This is a genomic window from Piscinibacter sp., from assembly GCF_050175855.1.
Lineage (GTDB): Bacteria > Pseudomonadota > Gammaproteobacteria > Burkholderiales > Burkholderiaceae_C > Piscinibacter.
The window spans coordinates 1-3660 of the sequence record NZ_JBFXIO010000460.1; the positions used below are offsets into that span (position 1 = coordinate 1).

General features: G+C 68.9%; 3 protein-coding genes. All 3 read right to left on the reverse strand.

Annotation, left to right across the window (positions count from 1 at the left end; genetic code table 11):
* Positions 1 to 384, reverse strand: a 384-nt coding sequence (locus tag AB7U92_RS23830; protein WP_428582796.1) for a YkvA family protein, incomplete at its 3' end; no start/stop codon positions are given.
* Positions 385 to 391: 7 nt separating this feature from the next.
* Positions 392 to 1783 (reverse strand): Re/Si-specific NAD(P)(+) transhydrogenase subunit beta, encoded by a 1392-nt coding sequence (pntB, locus tag AB7U92_RS23835; protein WP_428582798.1) that lies wholly within the window; start codon positions 1781 to 1783, stop codon positions 392 to 394.
* A gap of 9 nt (positions 1784 to 1792) precedes the next feature.
* A complete protein-coding gene (locus tag AB7U92_RS23840) occupies positions 1793 to 3346 on the reverse strand; it encodes a Re/Si-specific NAD(P)(+) transhydrogenase subunit alpha (RefSeq protein ID WP_428582800.1) in 1554 nt (517 codons plus the stop codon).
* Between the last annotated feature and the right edge of the window lie 314 nt (positions 3347 to 3660).

The following is a 3660-nucleotide window of genomic DNA, read 5'->3' on the forward strand; positions in this document are numbered from 1 at the left end:
CGTCGCCAACACGAGCCCCAGGCCCCACAACACGACGATGGCGAAAGCGGCGCCACGGCTCGCAGGCGGCCGCGCCGCGGCGGTCGCTCGCGCCGTGCACTCCGCCCAGACCGCGGCAGGAACCAGGCGCATCGCCAGCCACAGGCCGAGCGGGACCAGCACGAGATCGTCGAGCAAGCCGATGACGGGAATGAAATCGGGGATCAAGTCGATGGGCGACAGGGCGTAGGCCACGACCACGACGATCAGCAGGCGTGCCGGCCAGGGTGTGGCCGGATGCCTGGCAGCGAGCGCGAGGATGGTGAGCTGCGTCTTCAGTCGGCGCGCAGCCGCGCGCCAGCGTGTGAGCAGGCCGGGCCGCGAACCGTGCGCGGCGCCGCCCACCGTCGCCTCAGCCGTTCAACGCGGCGAGGACGGCGTCGAGGCTCTGCTTGGCGTCACCGAACAGCATGCGGGTGTTGTCGCGGAAAAACAGCGGATTGTCGACGCCGGCGTAGCCGCTCGCCATCGAGCGCTTGAGCACGACCGCGGTGCCGGCCTTCCACACCTCGAGCACCGGCATGCCGGCGATCGGACTGCCCGGCTCGTCCTGCGCGGCCGGGTTGACGATGTCGTTGGCGCCGATCACCAGCACGACGTCGGTCTCGGGGAAGTCCTCGTTGATCTCGTCCATCTCGAGCACGATGTCGTAGGGCACGCGGGCTTCGGCCAGCAGTACGTTCATGTGCCCCGGCATGCGACCGGCGACCGGGTGGATGGCGAAGCGCACCTCCTTGCCCTTGTCGCGCAGGTTCCTGGTGATCTCGTAGACGGTGTTCTGCGCCTGGGCGACGGCCATGCCGTAACCCGGCACGATGACGACGTGCTTGGACTCGCGCAGCAGTTCCGCCGTCTCCTCGGCGCTGACCGCGGTGACCTCGCCCTCGTAGCTGGTCGCCGTGCCGCCGCCCGAGGTGCCGAAACCGCCGGCGATGACGGCGAGGAAGTGGCGGTTCATGGCGCGGCACATGATGTAGGACAGGATCGCACCCGACGAGCCGACCAGGGCGCCGGTGACGATGAGCAGGTCGTTCGACAGCATGAAGCCGGTCGCCGCCGCCGCCCAGCCGGAATAACTGTTCAGCATCGACACCACCACCGGCATGTCGGCGCCGCCGATCGCCATCACCATGTGCACGCCGAAGGCGAAGGCGAGCAGGGTCATCAGCACCAGCAGGAACACCGCCGTGCCGGTCGACTGCGCGCCGACGAAGCCGGTCGCGATCCAGATGCAGGCGATGCCGATGCCGAGGTTCAACCAGTGCCGTGCCGGCAGCAATACCGGCTTGCCGTCGATCTTGCCGCGCAGCTTGCCGAAGGCGATGACCGAGCCGGTGAACGTGACCGCGCCGATGAGGATGCCGAGGTAGATCTCGACCTCGTGGATGGTGCGCTCGGCGCCGTGGAAGCCGTCGAGGCCGACCAGGTAGGTGGCGAAGCCGATCAGCACCGCGGCCAGGCCGACGAAACTGTGCAGGATGGCGACGAGTTCCGGCATCTCGGTCATCTGCACGCGGCGCGCGGCCTGCACGCCGATGGTGCCGCCGACAGCCATGACGACGATCAGCACCACGTAGTCGGTGACCTGGCTGCTGAACACCGTGGCGAGAATGGCGATGACCATGCCGGCGATGCCGTAGGCATTGCCGCGCCTGGCGGTTTCGGGGTTGCTGAGGCCGCCGAGGCTGAGGATGAACAGAACTGCGGCGATGATGTAGCTGGCAGTGACGATACCGGATGCCATGGCGGGCCCCTACTTGCGGAACATGCGCAGCATGCGCTGGGTGACGAGGAAGCCGCCGGCGATGTTGATCGTGGCGATGAGGATGGCGAGCCCCGCCAGCAGCGTGACCAGGAACGAGGACGTCGAGATTTGCAGCAGCGCGCCGATGACGATGATGCCGCTGATGGCGTTGGTCACGCTCATGAGCGGCGTGTGCAGCGCCGGGGTCACGTTCCAGATCACCTGGTAGCCGACGAAGCAGGCCAGCACGAACACCGTGAAGTGGGACATGAACTCGGGCGGCGCGACCCGCCCCAGCGACCACAGCGCCAGCGCGCCGATGGCGAGCAGGGCGACGCTCGTCAACGGGTTCTTCTTTTTCTCCACCGGCGCCGGCGGCGGTGCGGCGGCGGCCCTGGCCTGCGGCGGCGCCGCGGACAGCTTGGGCGGCGGCGGCGGCCAGGTGATCTCGCCAGCCTTGATCACGGTGGCGCCGCGGATGACCTCGTCGTCCATGTCGATGACGGCGTTGCCGTCCTTCGCCGGCGTCATGTCGGTCAGCAGGTGGCGCAGGTTGGTGCCGTAGAGCTGGCTGGCCTGCGTCGCGAGGCGGCTCGGCAGGTCGGTGTAGCCGATGATGGTGACGCCATGCGCGCGGGCGATTTCGCCCGGCACGGTGAGTTCGCAGTTGCCGCCCTGCTCGGCGGCGAGGTCGACGACGACCGAACCGTCGGCCATCGACTCGACCATCTCCTTCGTGATCAGCTTGGGCGCCGGCTTGCCCGGGATCAGTGCGGTGGTGACGATGATGTCGACCTCGCGCGCCTGTGCGGCGAACAGCGCCATCTCGGCCTCGATGAACTCCTTGCTCATGACCTTGGCGTAACCGCCCTGGCCCGAGCCCTCCTCCTTGAAGTCGAGTTCGAGGAACTCGGCGTCCATCGACTCGACCTGCTCCTTGACCTCGGGGCGGGTGTCGAAGGCGCGCACGATGGCGCCCATGCTCTTGGCCGCACCGATGGCGGCAAGCCCGGCGACGCCGGCACCGATGATCATCACCTTGGCCGGCGGCACCTTGCCGGCGGCGGTGATCTGGCCGGTGAAGAAGCGCCCGAACTGGCCGGCGGCCTCGACGATCGCACGGTAGCCCGCGATGTTGGCCATCGAGGACAGCGCGTCCATCTTCTGCGCGCGCGAGATGCGCGGCACCATGTCCATGGCGATGACGTTGGCGCCGGTGGCGGCGAGGCGATCGAGGAGTTCCGCGTTCTGGCCGGGCCAGATGAAGGAGACCAAGGTCTGGCCGGCCCGCAGCAGTTCGACCTCGTCGACGCCGAGTCCCGGGTGGCGTTCGGGTGCGCGCACCTTGAGCACGATGTCGGCGTCAGCCCACAGCGCGCGGGTGTCGCTGAGCACGGTGGCTCCGGCCGCGCTGAAGGCGGCATCGGAGAAGTTTGCCGCCAGGCCGGCCTCGCTCTCGACGCTGACCTCGAAGCCGAGCTTCAGCAGTTGCTGGACGACTTCCGGAGTGGTCGCAACGCGGCGCTCACCGGGATGGACCTCGCGCGGAACGGCGATCTTCATGCACTTTCTCCTCGTCCGCTGCGGGCGGCGCCAGGGACGTAACAGGGGGGCCGTAACGATGGGGCCGTGAGAGTGAGCGCGCGATTATATATTGCGCTGCACACAGGACAATCCCGCCGCCGGGTCTGCGCCCGCTCCAGCAACCCGTTCTGCCTCCCCTCCCCCCGGCGCAGCGCCTGCGCCTGCGCCGGCGACAACGCCTCGCGGTGGCGGGCGAAGCTCCCGTCGTCCCCCGCGCGGGCCTGCTACAGTGAGCGCCCCGCAACCCCCGAGGCAGCCCGCGTGAGCACCAACCCGACCCAGGTCTTCGAGTC